Source organism: Verrucomicrobium sp. BvORR034 (genome assembly GCF_000739635.1).
GTDB lineage: Bacteria > Verrucomicrobiota > Verrucomicrobiia > Verrucomicrobiales > Verrucomicrobiaceae > Verrucomicrobium.
On sequence record NZ_BATQ01000070.1, the window covers coordinates 1 to 14,506 of the forward strand.

General features: G+C 60.8%; 11 protein-coding genes. 2 read left to right on the top strand and 9 right to left on the bottom strand.

The genetic code is table 11. The features are described from left to right. Positions 1-311 precede the first annotated feature (311 nt). From BV034_RS12455 to BV034_RS12470, 4 genes are all read right to left on the bottom strand, one after another. The gene (locus BV034_RS12455; RefSeq protein ID WP_081887766.1) at positions 312-2,198 is read right to left on the bottom strand and encodes an aspartate ammonia-lyase; all 1,887 of its coding nucleotides are present in this window, start codon (positions 2,196-2,198) and stop codon (positions 312-314) included. Between the two features lie 285 nt (positions 2,199-2,483). Then, positions 2,484-3,341 carry an SMP-30/gluconolactonase/LRE family protein gene (locus BV034_RS12460; RefSeq protein ID WP_050027338.1) on the bottom strand — a complete coding sequence of 286 codons (858 nt, stop codon included), beginning with the start codon at positions 3,339-3,341 and terminating at the stop codon, positions 2,484-2,486. Between the two features lie 68 nt (positions 3,342-3,409). Then, positions 3,410-4,708, bottom strand: coding sequence for an MFS transporter (locus BV034_RS12465; protein ID WP_265592924.1), 1,299 nt, complete (start codon positions 4,706-4,708; stop codon positions 3,410-3,412). Between the two features lie 30 nt (positions 4,709-4,738). Beyond that, positions 4,739-5,443, bottom strand: a complete 705-nt coding sequence (locus tag BV034_RS12470; RefSeq protein WP_265592925.1) for a C4-type zinc ribbon domain-containing protein — start codon at positions 5,441-5,443, stop codon at positions 4,739-4,741. 279 nt (positions 5,444-5,722) lie between these two features. Here BV034_RS12470 and BV034_RS12475 point away from each other — a divergent pair, with 279 nt between their 5' ends. Continuing rightward, positions 5,723-7,150 (top strand): tetratricopeptide repeat protein, encoded by a 1,428-nt coding sequence (locus BV034_RS12475; protein ID WP_265592926.1) that lies wholly within the window; start codon positions 5,723-5,725, stop codon positions 7,148-7,150. 302 nt (positions 7,151-7,452) lie between these two features. Here BV034_RS12475 and nagZ read toward each other — a convergent pair whose 3' ends face one another. The 3 genes from nagZ to rplI all read right to left on the bottom strand — a co-directional run bounded on the left by nagZ (position 7,453) and on the right by rplI (position 11,434). Then, a complete protein-coding gene (gene nagZ, locus BV034_RS12480; protein ID WP_050027342.1) occupies positions 7,453-8,565 on the bottom strand; it encodes a beta-N-acetylhexosaminidase in 1,113 nt (370 codons plus the stop codon). A gap of 732 nt (positions 8,566-9,297) precedes the next feature. Beyond that, positions 9,298-10,782, bottom strand: a complete 1,485-nt coding sequence (dnaB, locus tag BV034_RS12485; RefSeq protein WP_081887768.1) for a replicative DNA helicase — start codon at positions 10,780-10,782, stop codon at positions 9,298-9,300. Positions 10,783-10,939: 157 nt separating this feature from the next. Beyond that, on the bottom strand, positions 10,940-11,434 hold the full coding sequence (gene rplI / locus BV034_RS12490; protein WP_050027343.1) for a 50S ribosomal protein L9: 495 nt from the start codon (positions 11,432-11,434) through the stop codon (positions 10,940-10,942). A 117-nt stretch (positions 11,435-11,551) separates the two neighbouring features. Between rplI and BV034_RS12495 the strand changes: the two genes are divergently transcribed. After that, positions 11,552-11,932 (top strand): hypothetical protein, encoded by a 381-nt coding sequence (locus BV034_RS12495; RefSeq protein WP_050027344.1) that lies wholly within the window; start codon positions 11,552-11,554, stop codon positions 11,930-11,932. A gap of 605 nt (positions 11,933-12,537) precedes the next feature. On the opposite strand, the gene BV034_RS12500 is transcribed toward BV034_RS12495, so the two are convergent. Then, positions 12,538-13,074 carry an NUDIX hydrolase gene (locus tag BV034_RS12500; RefSeq protein ID WP_050027345.1) on the bottom strand — a complete coding sequence of 179 codons (537 nt, stop codon included), beginning with the start codon at positions 13,072-13,074 and terminating at the stop codon, positions 12,538-12,540. Positions 13,075-13,139: 65 nt separating this feature from the next. Then, positions 13,140-14,471 (bottom strand): ATP-dependent Clp protease proteolytic subunit, encoded by a 1,332-nt coding sequence (locus BV034_RS12505; protein ID WP_265592927.1) that lies wholly within the window; start codon positions 14,469-14,471, stop codon positions 13,140-13,142. Positions 14,472-14,506 lie beyond the last annotated feature (35 nt).

Genomic DNA, 14,506 nt, shown 5'->3' on the forward strand with positions numbered 1-14,506 from the left:
TTCAAGACACAAGACTTGAATGCTGGCGCATCCTTGAATGCGCCCTCTGTTGCTCGCTTCAGGGGATTTGCACCTGAGCGGGGCTGAGAACCCCCGTCTCCTTTATGGGCGAACAAGATTCAAGGTGATGAGGCCGGGGAATAGAGGAGGCGGGGTCTCTGGCCCCGCGGTCTGTGGGGTGTGCGGAGCGAGGGAGGGATCAAGGGACGCTTGGGGCGTGAGCCGGTTGGGACAACCGGACTACGCTTGTGGCGTGGCTACATGAGTAGTCCGGACGCGGCAGTGGACGGGGTAACGCTGCGCCTCCCCCTTCATATATCCGCAGCGGGCGGAGGCTCTGGCAGTTTCCTGGGGTGGGTCATGTTCTCGGGCTTGAGGATGTCTTCCAACTGCTCGCGGGTGAGCCAGTTCTTCTGCAGTACCAGGTCGTAGACGCTGGCTCCGGTGGCGAGGGCTTCCCGGGCGATGGCGACGGAGCGTTCATATCCCAGGATGGGATTCAAGGCGGTGGCGAGGCCGATGGAATGCTGCACGTATTGCATGCAGCGCTCTTCATTGGCCTCAATGCCGGAGATGCAGCGGCTGGCGAGGATGATGGCTCCGTTGCGCAGGAGGGTGAGGCCAAAGAGGAGGTCAAAGGCAATAACTGGCTCGGCCATGTTGAGCTCCAGCTCGCTGGCCTCGGCGGCCATGGAGATGGTCATGTCGAAGCCGATGATCTGGTAGCAGATCTGGTTTACGGCTTCCAGGATGACGGGGTTGACCTTTCCCGGCATGATGGAGGAGCCGGGCTGCATGGCGGGCAGGCGGATCTCATAGAGGCCGCATCGTGGGCCGGAGGAAAGCCAGCGGAGGTCGTTGCAGATTTTGGAGAGTTGGACGGCGGCGGTCTTCATGACGCCGCTGAGCATGGAGAATTCGCCTGAGTCCTGAGTGGCCTCAACGAGGTTCTCCGCAAGCTGGACGGGCAGGCCGCTGACATCAGCGAGACGTCGGGTGCAGATGTCTGCATAGCCGGGAGGGCTGTTGATACCGGTGCCGATGGCTGTGGCTCCCATGTTCACATACAGGAGATCTGAAGCGGCACGTTCGAGATGGCGAAGGCCGTCACCGATCATGACCGCGTAGGCACCGAACTCCTGGCCCAAGGTCATGGGGACGGCATCCTGGTTTTCCGTGCGACCCATCTTCAGTACATGGCTGAACTGGGTGGACTTGGCGCGCAGCGCTTCCCGCAGGTCTCGCAAGGCGGAAAGCGTGTCCCGCACCGTGAGGTAGACGCCCAGCTTCACCGCGGTGGGGTAGACGTCGTTGGTGGACTGGGAGCAGTTGACGTGATCGTTGGGGTGACAGAACTGGTACTGCCCACGGGCATGTCCCATGAGCTCCAAGGCACGATTGGCGATCACCTCGTTGGCGTTCATGTTGGTGGAGGTGCCGGCTCCTCCCTGAAACATGTCCACCACGAACTGGTGATGCAGCTTGCCCTCGATGATCTCATCACAGGCGGCGGCGATGGCGCGAGCGCGATCCTCCTTCAACACGTGCAGCTCCATGTTGGCCAGGGCGGCGGCTTTCTTCACATAGGCCAGCGCGACGATGAAGTGACGGAAGTGATGCAGCTTGATGCCGGAGAGCGGGAAGTTTTCCACGGCCCGAAGAGTCTGGATGCCGTAGTAGGCGGAGGTGGGAAGGTCCCGCTCGCCCAGGAGGTCGTGTTCACGACGGAATCCGCTCAACGTGGGGGCCTGCGACATGAGCAGGGAAAGCCGACGGTTGGACTCGCGCAGGCGACGGCCTACGTGGCTGGCCACGTTTCCGCAGATGCGGTAGTACAGCCCCGGTGACGTGGCCCGAAGCTGGTGTACGCGAGAGACGGACAACTCCCACACGACGGTGCCGGTACGGGTCATGGCCGTCGCGGCATGCGGCAAGTCATCGAACAGGACCCCCTCACTGAGGAGGCTGCCCTCTGCCGCTGTGGCGAGATGCAGGGACATCCCATTGAGTCCATGGCTGAGCTCGACCTCGCCTTCCAGTACCAGGCCAAACCAATTGCGCGGGGTGGACTCGTAGAACAGGTGGTCCCCGGGCTTGTAGGTGTGCTCCTCACCCAGTGCCAGTACGCCTTGAAGTTCCTCCGTGGTCACCCCCATGCGGGCAGCGGCCTCTGCCACGGTCGTCGCGCTCAATTTCATGGCGCCATCATGTGGCGGGAAAAGCGGGGATGGCAAGCTCCCGGTTCTTGGTTTGCTTGAAACACCTCGAACCGGGAATCAAGGAAGCCTTAGAACCTGTCTGGATAAGAACATCCGGGTAAGAGCGGCTCCGCTGAGCCTGAGAACTGCCCCCTCCGGGTTGCGGTCCTTTTGAGCCTGGACGGCGTTGCTCATGGGTTGTGAATCTCGGTTCACGCCCTCTTCGCGCCTTGTCCAGACTCAAAATGCCTCGCAACACCCCAGCGTTTTTATCCAAACTGGTTCTTAGCCTGCAAAGGGCACGGCCGGGACGCCTTTTGCGCCAGGGCGGGTCACGAAGAGCCGACCGGCGAGGGGCTCCTCGAACTTGGCCTTGCCCGTGGTGATGTAGAGATCACCCAAATCATCGCCGCCAAAGGCGCAGGAGGTGACCTCGATGCAAGGCAGGGCGATCTCGGCTTCGACCCTGGCGGTCTTCGGGTCAAAGCAGCGGACGGCGGAGCCATGGCAGAAGGCCACCCAGAGGCGGTCTTCACTGTCGATCGTCATGCCGTCCGGGGATGCGTTCCACTGGGCGGTGTCGATGACGATGCGTTCGTTGGAAATCACGCCCGTGGAGACTTCATAGTCAAAGGCGAGGACGTTGCGACGCGGGGTGTCGATGTAGTACATCGTGCTCTGATCGCTCGTCCAGACGATGCCGTTGGAGACGGTGACTGGGCTGAACTTGTTGGTGATCGTGTGGTCGGGGTAGAAGCAATACAAGGAGGCCTTGGGGGCCTTCACATCGGTGGGCATGGTGCCCGCCCAGAAACGACCTGCGGGGTCGCACTTGCCATCATTGAAGCGGTTGTGGGGCAGGTGGGGTTCAGGATCGACTGCCAGAGTGACGACGCCCGTGGCTTCATCCAGGAAGGAGATGCCCTTGTCCCCGCCATAGACGAGTCCACCCTTGGCGCGGGGGACCACGGTGCCGACGCGCTCACCCACATCCCAGATCTTTTCCTGGCCCGTTTTTGGGTCGAAACGGAGGATCTTGTGTGCTTCGATATCCACGTAGAGGAGCGAGTCACGGTCCCAGAGCGAGCCTTCGCCCCAGGTGGAGATGTATGTGCCGACAGGTTCGGGAGTGGGAATGGACATTGGGGTTTCCGTTAGCACGGGTGGTTGTGATTGGAATCGCAGAATTCTGAATTTCAATCGCGCGCCACTCAGCCCATGGGCGGGTTCTCACCCATCACGGGCGGCAGGTGTTTCTTCCGCACCTCGGGGATGGAATGGAGAATGAGGATGGAGACGGTGGCGAAGAGTCCGCACATCAGGGTGAGGGACTGGAAACTACCGGTTTGGGTGTAAACCCAGCCCCCCAGCGTGACGGAGCCCAGCAGGCTGATCATCTGGAAGAACGCGAGCATGGCCTGGTAGGTGGGGCGCCGTTCAAAGGGACAAAGCTCCGCGCTAAAGGTGAGGTCGCCCACCTTGTCCACAAACAGACCAAAGCCCCAGATGAAGAACACCGCGAGGAAGGCTTGGAAGCTGGAGATGAATGGGAGACACAGGCACAGACCGAGGCAGAGGCAGCGGGAGAGGAGCATGACCACCTTGCCACCATGGCGGTTGCCCCACCAGCCGGCGAAGATGTTCCCAAAAAGGGAGCCGACCATGTTGGCCAGCACGAGGTGGCCGATGGCAGCCTGGGGCTGGCGGGTCACCTCCAGGGCGTGGATGCTCATGAACCCGGCCAGCATGAGGTAGCCCATGCCGGTGAAACGTGCGAGCACCAGGCGGATGAGCTGGGGTTGGGAGCGCAGCATGCCTGGCAGCGCCTTCAGGTAAGGGCCATAGCGCAAGGGGAGAGGAGCCTTCTTTGCCTGGGCAGGGGAATGGGCTGGCACCTCGTCCCGAATACCCAGCTGGGCCGTGAGGGACAGGGCGAGGAAACCAAAGCAAATGAGGTGCAGGGTGGAATACCCCTGGGCACCGGGTTGATGGGTGAAGACCCAGTGGATGACGGGGCCTGCGGCGAGGCCGATGGTGCCCTGAATGAGGTAGCGGATGGCCCAACCAGAGGCCCGCAGGTGCTGGGGGATCAGCCGGGTGACCCACTCCATCCAGGCATTGACCCCCACGCCGCCGACCACACCAGAGACCACCGGGGTGAGCACCACAAGTGTGAGGATGATGCCCGAAGACTGAGGGGCCAGCAGCATGACCAGCCCGGTCAGCAGGTAGGGCAGCCGCTGGAGGATGCCAAAGAAAACGACAAAGGGCTTTAGCCTTCCCAGTCGCTCGACCAGAGGGGCTACGAACAGGCCGGGGAGCGCATATGCTGCGGGAAGCAGCACGGGCATGAGGGCGGTCAACTGATTGCTCCCGCCCAGCGAGTGCACCATGGCGGGCAGGACGGTCTCCGGACCCAGAAACGCGGTGCCAGACATGTAGAGTCCGCCTTCCAGACAATGCATCCAGAAGTTCCGCCGGAGATTCGGTTGGGAAGCGAGGCTCTTCACGGCACCGGCGGGATCAGAGCGTTACATCACTCAGCCTTCAATATACAGGATGCGGCCGCACTGCTCGCAATGGGTGATTTCAGTGTCTGCCCGGAGAGAGTTGAGCGTGCCGGAGATCACTTTGACGTGGCAGCCCTTGCAGGCACCTGCTTCCACCAACACCACGGCGGCATCTCCCTTGCTCTTGATGAGCCGGTCGTAGGTGGCCAGGGCCGCGGGTTCAACGTTGCTGGCGAGTTTGAGGCGCTCTGTGCGAAGGTCGCCCAGCCGCACCTCAATGGCCTTGGCCCGCTCGCCCAGTTCATTGATCTCTTCCTGCACGCTGGTCTTGGTGGCGCTGAGCTTCTGCTGGGCGGATGCGAGTCCCGGCTTCACCGTTTCCAGTTGCTCCATCAGCTCCAGTTCCTGGTCTTCCAGATTGAAGACGTCCTTGCCGTAGCGCTCGATCTCGTTGCCCATGGCGCGGAACTCTTCATTCTTCCGCGTGGCAAACTGCTGGTCCTTGAGCCGGGTGATGGTGTTTTTCCGGGTCTGGATGTCCAGTTCGAGGTTCTTGATCTTGAGTTCCACCTCCCGGACCTTGCCCAGCGCCTCGGCGACGGCGGCCTCATCGTCGGCCAGACGGAGTTGGGCTCGCTTCTGGAGGTTCGGGATGTCCTTGAGATCCTTGCTCAGGTTGCGGATGCGCTGGTCGCGGTCTTGCAGGACGAGGAGTTGCTGGACGACGGGGAGCATGGATGGATGGGGGGCCGTGGGTTGGAGGACCGTTGGCGGGGTGGAAAGATTGACTGTGAGCGTTTTGCCACGAAGCGGTGGCATTAGCAAGGCGAGGATTGGGGAAGGGGTGAAATCCGGAGCAATTGCTGGGTGTTGACATGAGGAAACTGGGATTGAGGTTGTTGCATGGCATTCGCAAACAAGCGTCGTCAGACAACGGAATCCGCGGCGACAACGGGGTGGAGATTCATGGCGAGCCATTGCGCAATGGTGACCTCGCTGGCCTTCTTTTTGGGAATGCCATCGCTGACAGCCCAGCAGTCGCCGTACTTCGAGGCCGCTGCGAAGGGAAAGGCGGCACTGGAGCGGGGAGATCTGAGCGTCGCGGCGCATGAGTTCACCAAATGCATTGGCTTCGCTCCGGGCGAGGTTCGTCCCCGAGTGGAGAGAGCGAACGTCTATTTCCGGCAGGGCAAGTTGGACCTGGCGCTCACAGATGCGCAGGCCGCGATCAAACTACAGCCCAAGAATCCGGATGGCTATGTGGTGCGGGGTACCATTTTATTCCGCAAAGGCAGGCTGGATGAGGCGCTGGCAGATGCGGAGCGCGCCCTGAAGGCGATGCCGAATCTGGACGGTGGCTATGCGCTGCGCGCGAAAATTCGCCATGCCCGCAAGCAATACGATGCCGCGATCGCGGACTACACGCAGGTGACCAAACTCAACCCGACGAACGTGGGGGCTCTCTACAACCGGGCGAACCTGTATGCGGAGATCAACGAGCATGACGCAGCGATCAGCGATCTGGAGGTGGTGGTGAAAGTGCAGCCTCTCGACCGGGAGGCATGGTGGCTGCTGGGGAACCTGTACGGAAGAAAGTCCCAACTGGAACATGCGGAGGAAGTGTTCACCCGACTCATCGAACTGGAGCCAAACGACAGCCAAGGCTACCTGCAAAGGGGGGTGACCCGGGCCAAAACAGGCAGCAAGCAGGATGAGGCGCTGGCGGATTTTTCCCAGGCGATCGCGTTGGGGTTGGACAACAAGGACATCCTCGGCCGGGCTTACACGGGGAAGGCCCTGGTGTATCAGCAGCGTGGTGAATATGAACTGGCCAAAAAGGAGCTGTTGGGGGCGATCAAGCTCATTCCGAATGATGCGACGACCCTGGACATGCTGACGTATGCCTATGGGGTGACCCAGGACCGGGAGAATGCGATGAAAACGGCTGACCGCTATGTCGCGGTGGCGCCCAAGAGTGCGGGGAGTTATTTCCGCCGGGCGTGGCTGCATGGGAACAGCGATGACTACGACAAGTCTGAGGCGGACTGCACGAAGGCGCTGGCATGTGACCCCAATTTTCCCATGGGCTACGCCACACGGGCGATGGCACGTTTTAAACTAGGAAATAATGTCGGTGCAGAGGCTGATGTGGCCTCGGCTCTCAAGCTGGAACCCGACCTCGCGGAAGCCCACCGGGTGAAAGCACTGATGGCGCTGAAACTGGGAGATGCGAAATCTGCGGTGCAGCACGCAACGAAAGCGTGTGAGAGCTCGGGCTGGAAGGATCCCAGCCAGATTCTGGTGCTGGTGGCCGCCTACGGCTCTGCTGGCAAAGTGGACGAGGCCATGAAGTGGCTGGACAAGGCGGAGGCCATGGGGCTTCCCCCTTCGGACAAAGAGGATGTCGCGCGGCTGCGGGCGGCGAAGGAGTTTGTGAGATAGGCGTCGTCCCATTGCAGCGATGCTGCGGGAGTCGTCCGACGGGCCCCGTCGGCTCAGGTGCGGCGGGGGCGAGCGGTAAGGTTACACCGCGGTGGGTTTGCGGAAGTTAGTTCGTCGTGGGTGGTCGGTGGAGACGGTTGTGTTTGTGTGTTTGGTCCCTTGGTTGACTGAGCCGGTTGGGACAACCGGACTACGCCCGTGGAGCAATCCATCCCCATCTAGGAAATAAAAATCCGCCGCTCCAGGGAAGGAACGGCGGAAAAGGGGGCGGGCGTTGCCCGAGCCGGAATCAATCTTTCGGATCAATACAGCTCTACGGGGGACCGCTTGCCGTCTTCTACGCTGAGGTTCTTGGCACCTTCTTCACCCAGGGTGTCCACGCGGAGCTTCCAGATGTCGTCGTTGATGGCGGCGAATTTCTCGAGGCTGAACTTGTCCGGGAAGGCGAGTTTCTTCTTGGTCTTCTCCAGACGGATCAGGGCGTCGTGCAGAATCGGATCGGGCACGCCTTCGAGGTGGCGGCGGGCTTCTTCCACCATCTCCAGACGGTGGCAGATCATGACCATGTCATTCCCGGCCTTCACGGCTTCCTGAATGGCCTGCTCAAAGGTCACTTCATTGAGGATGGCGCCCATGTCGAGGTCATCCGTCATGGCGAGGCCGTCGAAGCCGAGTTGGTCGCGCAGCAGTTTCTGCACGATGTTGTGGGAGAGGGAGGCGGGCCAGCGCTCGTTCTGCGGATCGTAGGCGCGGTAGTTGGCGTGGCAGACCATCACACTGTCCAGCTCCGGCAGGAGGGTGCGGTAGGGGAGGAGTTCCTCCTTCTCGAGTTGCTCCGCCGTCTTCTCGATGATGGGCAGGAACTCATGCGGGTCACATTCGGCGGGGCCGTAGCCGGGGAAGTGCTTGGCGCAGCTCAGGACGCCTTCCTTGCGCATGGCGCGGTTGAAGGTGCCGGCGTTGTCCACCACCTGTTGGGGGTCGGTGCCGTAGCAGCGGCCCTTCAGGGAGTTGTCAGCAGTGTCGTCGTAGCTGATGTCCAGCACAGGGCAGAGATCGAGGTTGATCCCGAAAAGGCGGAGCAGTTTGCCGGTGAGCTGACCGTGGCGCTTGATAAGCAGGGGATCGCCCTTCTGGCGGAGCTGCTGGGCGTTCGGCGGCTCCTGGCCGATGTAGCGCAGCCGGGAGACCCGGCCGCCTTCCTGGTCGATGGTGATGATGGGCTCAATGTCGCTCAGGTCCCGGAGGTCATCGCAGAGTTTGCGGAGCTGGGTGGCGTCCTGGAGGTTGCGGCTGAAGAGGATGAAGCCGCCGGGCTGGAGTTTCTTGAGGCGGGCGGCCGTTTCGGAGTCGAGTTCTGGACCAGGGATGCCGGTAAGGAGTAGCTGGCCGAGGGTAGTGGCGTGAGCGGACATTTTCGGTGGATCAGTGAGTCGGTAATTTGGTAAACCGGTGGGGCTGCGGCACTGGGAAGGGGTTGGGCCCGGGTCTGCCACAGTGACGCCGTAGTCACAAGATCTTGCAAGTGGGATGCGATGGCAAATGGAGAGGTCGGGAGGGGGGTGCGGTCAGATGAGGGGCGGGATTTCCGTCCCGTGTATCTGCCAAGGAGTTTCGATAGACGGAGTATCTACGCGTAATCAAGGTGGGATCTGCCCGGCACCGTGGATTCGCGTTCTCCAGCGGACACCTTGGGCGTTTGAGTATTAGAATCGCCGTCTCGACATAGACCGGGAAATTTGTGCCTGCCAAGGAACCTTGGATGTGAAAGGCTCTCAGACCGCCGCAACTTCTTCGGAGTAAAAACCTCCAACACCCGTACCCAACGTAGACTCGCTGGAAGCTCGCCAACGTTGGGCTTGTAGCCCCATCCTCTTCGAGGAAGAACTTCGACTGAGCGAGTGGATGGCACCGGTTCCCTGGCGGCCCCCCCAAACGCGCGAGTCTGGTCGGTTCTCCTCACGTCCACGACTGCAAATTGGTGTTGTTTCCTAGGTCGGCAGGGGGTGTGATGTCAAGGTGCGGCGGTATCGAAGGAAGCTGACTCCCATCAACCATTGCAAACACCCGCAAGCAGAAGCCTGTGCTCCTCACAACTCCAGCCCCAACACCTTGACCACTGACGCACTGCCTACTGCCCACTGGCTCTACTGTCCTTCATCCGGATCGGGCTCGCGTTCGAGGAATTTCATGTACTCCGCGATGAACTTCAGCGGGACGTCGTCGGTGGGGCCGTTACGGTTCTTGGCCATGATGAGGACGGCTTTGCCCTTTTTGGCCTCTTCTTCCTCCTCGGTGCCGACTTCGGTCTTGCTGCCGGCGTAGTCGTCACGGGTGAGGAGACCGACCATGTCGGCGTCCTGCTCGATGGAGCCGGATTCACGAAGGTCGCTCAACATGGGGCGGCCGCCTTTGCGCTGCTCCACGGCACGGTTGAGCTGGGCCAGCACGATGATGGGGATGTCCAGTTCCTTGGCCACCCCTTTGAGGCCGGCGGAGATTTCGGCGATTTCGATCTGGCGGTTTTCCTTGGCTCGCTTGGACCCGGAGGTCATGAGCTGGAGGTAGTCGATGGTGATCAGGCCGATGTTGTGCTGCTTCTTCAAGCGGCGGGCCTTCGCGCGGAACTCCATGATGTCCAGACCGGGCGTTTCATCGATGAAGATCTCTGACTTCTGAAGCTGGCCGCAGGCCGTGGTGACGGCGCGCATCTGTTCACGGTTGAGCAGACCGCTTTTCAGCTTGCTCATGTTCACGCCAGCACGGCCGGCGATGAGACGCTGAACCAGCACGGAGGCGCTCATTTCCAGGCTGAAGAAGGCCACGGGGCGCTGCAACTCCACCGCCACGTACTCGACGATGTTCATACAGAACGAGGTCTTGCCCATGGAAGGGCGGGCGGCGATGACGAAAAGTTCGCCACCTTGCAGGCCGGTGCTGAGCAGGTCGAGCTTGCGGTAGCCGGTGGAGAGACCGTTCATCTGGCCGGGATTGAGCAGGAGGTGCTCAATCGTATCCACCGCCTCCATGATGTGCTGCCGGAGGGGCTTGATGGTATCGCGCGACTCCGTGTCCTCACGGACGCTCAGCATGCGCTGTTCGACACGGTCCAGCAGGAGGGGGACGTCCTCCTGGTACTCGTAGGCATTCTGAATGCTCTCTGTACAGGCGGTGATGATACGACGAAGCAGATGCTTGTCGTGCAGGATGCCCTTGTAGTACTCGTAGTGGGCTGGGGTGGGGACGAAGGAGTAGAGATCCGCCAGGGTGGCGGGGCCGCCGATCTTGTCGATGATCCCCTTGTCGATCAGGTAGTGCGACAGGGAGACGAGATCGATGGGGCGACCGTCGTTGTTGAACTCCCGCAGCACCTCATAAATGAGGCGGTTGGCGGGGTGATAGAAGGCCTCAACCGCGAGGGTGGTCAGCGCGTCGTTGATGAGATCCGTCGGATTCTGCAGGAAGCAGGAAAGCACGCCCTTCTCCGCGTCATCGCTGAAGGGCATCGCGCGGTTGATGTCGCTGAGCGGATCAACTTCGCCCTTCTTTTTGCCCTGGCCTCCTTTTTGCAGCGCCGGGGCGTTGGCGACTGCCGGGTCAAACGGGGTGACGTTGGAGGCGGGCTCTGGCATGGGGGCGGGGATGAAACTAATCGAAAATCAGGAGACGAGCGAGAACGAAACGCTGTGAATTTATGTGAACAACACAGAGAAAAAGAGACCCCGCACAGTTGTCTGTGCGGGGTCCAAAAAAACAGCAGATGAAGAATGTAGCCGGAAAAGGCCTCGCTTATTCCTCAGTCTCTTCAGCTTCGGCTTCAGTTCCGTCAGCAGCAGTGACGGTGATCTTGAGGAAGCAGTTGACCTGGGCGTGAAGCTTGACGGGCACTTCGAAGGTGCCGGTGCTCTTGATGGGCTTCTCAAGCTCGATCTGGTGACGGTCGAGTTCCACTTTGGCAGCGCTCTCAGCAACAGCCTTCTGGATGTCGATCGTGGTGATGGAACCGAAAGCCTTGCCAGCCTGGCCGGTCGCAAGCGTGAGCTTAAGCTTCAGGCGCTTGAGCTTGGTAGCGATCTTCTCAGCTTCTTCGATCTCCTTGGCCTCGCGCTCGGCTCGGACCTTCTTGAGGGAGTCCAACTGGCGGAGATTGCCTTTGTTGGCCGCATAGGCCTTGCCCTGTGGGATCAGGAAGTTGCGGGCGAATCCGCCTTTCACTTTCACAACGTCGCCCTCGGCACCGAGATTGGCGATTTTCTCCTTCAAAATGATATCAACGGTGGGCATACGATTGCTGGTTGGGTAGAGTGGGGCAGGGAGGATACCTAGTTAGGAAAGGCTGTCAAATGATGGGTGAAGATTTTGGGGGTTGACCCAAAGGAGGTGTTTTGGTGGACTGGATGGATGAAACTGCCCCTTTTCTTGATTCTGGTCACTGGATTCACCTCCATGGGAGGAATACCCGGAGAGCTCTCCGCCCAGACCCCGATCTCAACGCCTCCAGCGAAGGAAGCCGCGCAGGGGCACCGGATTACGCTGCGGTCCGCGTCGGCTCCCCACCAGGTGGCAACCCCCGATGACAAGCGGAAGAACTGGTTCGTGGAACCGGGGTTGACCTTCGGCGGGGAGAACGGGAAGCGTTTTCTGGTGCAGAAGTTCGAGAGGAAGGCGGTGCCGGATCCCGTGGTGGGGGAGAAGGACAGGAGTGAGATGACCGTGCTGGACCAGGAGACAGGGAAGACGTTCGTGCTCGTGATGAGTGTGGAGAAGACGGTAAACCAGTAATTCAGCGGGGGCTGAGGGCGGCGAATGGTTGCTGGGCACGGATGCGGGAGCGGCAGGGGAGTCAGACCGCCGCAACTCCTTCGGAGTAGGGCCTCAGCCCCTCATATTCCCAACGTAGACTCGCTGGAAGCTCGTCAACGTTGGGCTTGTAGCCACATTCCCTTCGGGAAAGGGTTCGGAGGTCGATAGCGTTCGCCGTATGTGATGGCGCGATCAGTTAGCGCGGGGGCTCAGGTCTTGCTTCTCCCGTGTAGTGGTTAAGGGTTTCAACAAACCGTCCAGATCATCCGGAGACGAGCGTGCTTGCCTGTGGTGGGCGCCTCAGTGACGCTGCCACGGTTTGTAGAACTCACTTCGGAGTTCTGGTCCATGTGCCAATGGACCCAGGGTGGCGGCTCGTGTCTCGCCTGACCCCGGGCTGTTTTGTATCACGCCGTTGGCGTGGGGGCCCTGCGCGGCTTCTTGTCTCCGTTGACATGACGGGCACGGGCGCATCGGGTGCCGGTCACGCTTAGGGCACACCATTGCTCCTGGCGTTCCAAGGGGGGCAACGCTCAGGTCTGGTGTCTGGAGTCTTCCAGCTTGTGTCTCCCCGCGCAGCGGGGCTACGGTTGACTCCCGAGCCAAAGGAGACCCATGACGGACATGCCATCGCGGATGGTTCCGTTGCGGGCCATCTCAATGGCTTCCTCCAGGGGGATTCTCTTTACTTCGATCTTCTCCGTATCCTCCGGGGCGGCCTTGGTGAAAGAGAGGCCACGGGCGGTGTAGATGTAGGCCACCTCGTTGGTGGTGGAGTTAGAGAGTTGCATGCCATCCAGGATGAGCTCGTAGCTCTGGGCGATGATGCCGGTCTCCTCCAGCAGTTCGCGCTTGGCGCAGTCGATCAGTTCCTCATGCGCGGGGCAGCCCCCTTCGGGGATCTCCCATTCGTAGCTCTCGTGGCAGTAGCGGTATTGTCCAACGAGCCAGGTGTAACCCTGCTCATCAATGGGGATGACGCCGACGGCGCGGTTCTTAAACTCGACCACGCCATAGATGCCGGGGCCGCCGGAGGGATTGATCACCTGGTCCTCACGAATGCGGATCCAGGGATTGTGATACACCTCGCGGGTGGACAGGGTGGTCCAGGGGTTCTCCATGCAGTCGGGTTGGGATAGGCTGCCGGAGGCGGGTACCACCCTGTGAATGGGTGGGCGGACTTACCTCACGGTGCGCGAAAGTACCCATCTGGATTGTAAAGCCAATAACAATCGCGGGGATTCAGGCGGGGCAGGGACATGTAGGGGCGGCCTTTCTCGTCCACCTGGGCCTTGAGTTCCGTCACGGGGCCGGAACCGCGGGCGCTGGCTTCCATGCCATCGTCTGCGCTGACGCCGCCGGAGCCTGGGGCTTTGGAGGCGACGTCCGGGCTCTTGATGGTGCCAGTTTCCTGGATCTCATCCACGATGTGATCCACCCACTTGAGCTTCTGGGCGTTGTCGCCGAACTCGCTCCAGTCGCCGCTGGAGGCGTGAGCATACATTTGCTTGATGAGTTCCTCGCGGGAGATGCCCATCTTGACCGCGACCGGGTCGGCCAGACGACGCCACCATTCTTCCATCTCCTTCAGCCACTCTTGTTGCTGGGTGAGATTGCCTCCGGCAAACGAGTGGATCTGGTGGTGGAGGATGACCGTGTTTGAGTAAGCGTAGGAATGCTTGGCCACGGTGGCGATGCAGGCGGCCATGCTGGCGGCGAAGGACTTCACCACCACATGCACCGGGGCCTGACTGCCCTGCATGGCTTTGACGATCTTATAACCTGCCATGACGGAGCCGCCGGGGCTGTCATCGATGACGAGGAAGATCGGGAGCTTGGCATCGCGGTTGTTGAAATAATTGATGCGGGCAATGATGTTGTCTGCGGTGCGCATGCTGATGGGGCCATTCAGGGCGATGCGCCTATCTGACATGACCAGCTTGCGACCCTGCAGGGGCTCGGCGAGATAGACGGGATCGGACATCGCATAGTTGCGGGCCTCTTCCTCCTCCTTCTCCAGGGCGATGCCGGAATTGATCCGGGCGATCTCCTTCTGGGTGGCGTTTTCAATGCGGCGGATCTCGGCAAGTTCCGTCTCGACTTCGGCCTTGGCGATGCTGCTCTTCAGCAGGGCGCGATCAAGGGTGCGTTTGTCGTCCTCCAGGGCTTTTTCCTCAGCGAGTTTTTCCTGATACTCTGCGAGATCCTGCTTCGCCTTCAGCTCGGCGAGCTGGGCCTGAAGTCGCAGGGTGTTAAGCTTGGAGGGGCTGAGCTCTTTTTCCACGGCCGCCTGGGCCAGCGCGAGCTCGGTGGAGACTTTCTCCTTCTCCACGGTGAGGCGGCCGACCTCCGCCTTCAGCGCTTCAAGCGTGGGAGCAGGAGTTTTTTCCTCGCACTGCGTTGATTGCAGGGCGAGCAGTTCTTCTGCCGGCAGACCGGCGTTCAGGGCTTCTGCCCGGGCGGAGGAACCCGCAGACACGAGCAACAACAAGGCGGCAAGACGGATCGTCGTATGCATGGGCAAGGTGGGGTTGACGCACACTGCTTTTCTGT

Coding starts and splice junctions, on each gene's coding strand:
- BV034_RS12500 (WP_050027345.1), bottom strand. CDS start 13,074: ATGGAGAACCCCTGGACCACCCTGTCCACCCGCGAGGTGTATCACAAT.
- BV034_RS12470 (WP_265592925.1), bottom strand. CDS start 5,443: ATGCTCCCCGTCGTCCAGCAACTCCTCGTCCTGCAAGACCGCGACCAG.
- BV034_RS12460 (WP_050027338.1), bottom strand. CDS start 3,341: ATGTCCATTCCCACTCCCGAACCTGTCGGCACATACATCTCCACCTGG.
- rplI (WP_050027343.1), bottom strand. CDS start 11,434: ATGCCCACCGTTGATATCATTTTGAAGGAGAAAATCGCCAATCTCGGT.
- nagZ (WP_050027342.1), bottom strand. CDS start 8,565: ATGTCCGCTCACGCCACTACCCTCGGCCAGCTACTCCTTACCGGCATC.
- BV034_RS12505 (WP_265592927.1), bottom strand. CDS start 14,471: ATGCATACGACGATCCGTCTTGCCGCCTTGTTGTTGCTCGTGTCTGCG.
- BV034_RS12475 (WP_265592926.1), top strand. CDS start 5,723: ATGCCATCGCTGACAGCCCAGCAGTCGCCGTACTTCGAGGCCGCTGCG.
- dnaB (WP_081887768.1), bottom strand. CDS start 10,782: ATGCCAGAGCCCGCCTCCAACGTCACCCCGTTTGACCCGGCAGTCGCC.
- BV034_RS12455 (WP_081887766.1), bottom strand. CDS start 2,198: ATGAAATTGAGCGCGACGACCGTGGCAGAGGCCGCTGCCCGCATGGGG.
- BV034_RS12495 (WP_050027344.1), top strand. CDS start 11,552: ATGAAACTGCCCCTTTTCTTGATTCTGGTCACTGGATTCACCTCCATG.